2 protein-coding genes are annotated in these 1,632 nt (G+C 65.6%); both read left to right on the top strand.

Translation table 11 applies throughout. The features are described 5' to 3' along the window. On the top strand, positions 1 to 702 hold a 702-nt coding region (locus JKL46_RS34690; RefSeq protein WP_201842986.1), incomplete at its 5' end, for a Mu transposase domain-containing protein. Then, complete coding sequence (gene istB, locus JKL46_RS34685; protein ID WP_201842985.1) at positions 699 to 1,571, top strand: IS21-like element helper ATPase IstB; 873 nt, start codon at positions 699 to 701, stop codon at positions 1,569 to 1,571. The genes JKL46_RS34690 and istB, both read left to right, overlap by 4 nt. The last annotated feature ends 61 nt before the right edge of the window (positions 1,572 to 1,632 follow it).

Below are 1,632 nucleotides of genomic sequence, written 5' to 3'. Positions count from 1 at the left end.
CACGAGGTGCTCTACGACCGCATGAAGACCGTGGTCACCGGCGAGACCTCTCCTGGCGGCATTATCTACAACCGCGCCCTGATCGATCTGGCCCGCCACTTCGGCTTCCATCCCAAAGCCTGCCGGCCGTATCGGGCCAAGACCAAAGGCAAGGTCGAGCGGCCGTTCCGCTACATCCGCGAGGACTTCTTCCTGGCGCGCTCCTTCAGCAATCTCGAGGACCTGAACCGGCAGCTGCAGCACTGGCTTTCCACCGTCGCCAACCCGCGCGTTCATGCCACTACGTGCCGCGTCGTCATGGAGGCCTTTGCCGAGGAGCATCCCTTCTTGCGGCCTCTGCCGCTGGCCCCGTTCCGTTCGGTGCTACGGCTGGAGCGGCGGATCTCGCGCGACGGTATGGTCAGTGTCGGCGGCAACTTCTACAGCGTGCCCGATGCCACACGCCGGCGCGTGGTCGAGGTGCACACCCTGGCCGACGAGATCCGCATCTTCGAGGATGGGACGCTGATTGGCGCCCATCCCGTTCTGGAGGGTCGCCACCAGCGCCGGGTCGCACCGGGTCACCGCAAGAGCCTTCCTGCACCGCAACGGCGTGAAGCCGAGGTCGCTCCGGTCGGCCGCACCGGCGACGTGGTCGCCCAGCGCTCGCTCGCGTTCTACGACGCGGTCGCCCGTCACCTGGCCCGGGAGACCCGCGCATGAGTGCGCCCCTGGAGCTCATTCCCACGACCCTGGAGCGGATCCGTCAGGATCTGGTTGGCCTGAAGATGCCGCGCGCCCTGGAGGCGCTCGATGCCATCGTGCGTCGCCTCGAGCAGGGCGAGATCGGTGCGCTGGAGGCGATCGACACGCTGCTGTCCGAGGAATTGAGCCTGCGCGAGAACAGCCGCATCAAGACCGGCTTGCGCATGGCGCGGCTGTCGACGATCAAGACCCTGTCGGGCTTTGACTTCACCTTCCAACCCTCGCTCGACCGGGACCGGATCCTGACCCTGGCGCAGCTCGGCTTCATCGCCCGCTGCGAAGTGGTGCACTTTCTCGGCCCGCCTGGCACGGGCAAGAGCCATCTCGCCATCGCCCTGGGAGTCGAGGCGGTCAAGGCCGGCAAGAGCGTGTACTTCTGCACGCTGGCCGATCTGATCGGCATGCTGGCCCGCGCCGAGCGGGAGGGCCGGCTGCACGAGCGGATCCGGTTCTTCTGCCGGCCTTCGCTGCTGATCGTGGACGAGATCGGCTACCTGCCCGTGGTATCGGGCGGGGGTAATCTAATCTTCCAGCTGGTCAACGCCCGCTATGAAAAAGGCGCCATGATCCTGACCTCCAATCGCGGATTTGCGGAATGGGGCGAGGTTTTTGGAGACGCTGTTGTGGCCACGGCCCTTTTGGATCGCCTTCTTCACCATGCTGTGGTGGTGCAGATCGAAGGCTCGAGCTACCGGTTGCGGCAACACGCCGAACTGATGCCCGAGCATGTGCGCTCCAAGGCGCTGATCACGCCACCCAATCCGGTGTCCGTCTCCCGCCCGCGGGGACGGCCGCCGAAAAATGGTCCCGAGCCCCTGGGGACGTAAGCGGCAGAAGTGGGGAATTTTACTTCGGCACTTCTGGGGACGATTCACACGGCATTGACAG

This window comes from Microvirga zambiensis WSM3693 (genome assembly GCF_016735695.1).
In the GTDB taxonomy this organism is placed as follows: domain Bacteria; phylum Pseudomonadota; class Alphaproteobacteria; order Rhizobiales; family Beijerinckiaceae; genus Microvirga; species Microvirga zambiensis.
Note: the sequence above shows the minus strand (reverse complement) of the source record. Positions and strands in the feature narration are given on the sequence as shown.

Bases quoted from the DNA above. Each gene is read 5' to 3' on its own strand.
- istB (WP_201842985.1), top strand. From the start codon at position 699: ATGAGTGCGCCCCTGGAGCTCATTCCCACGACCCTGGAGCGGATCCGT.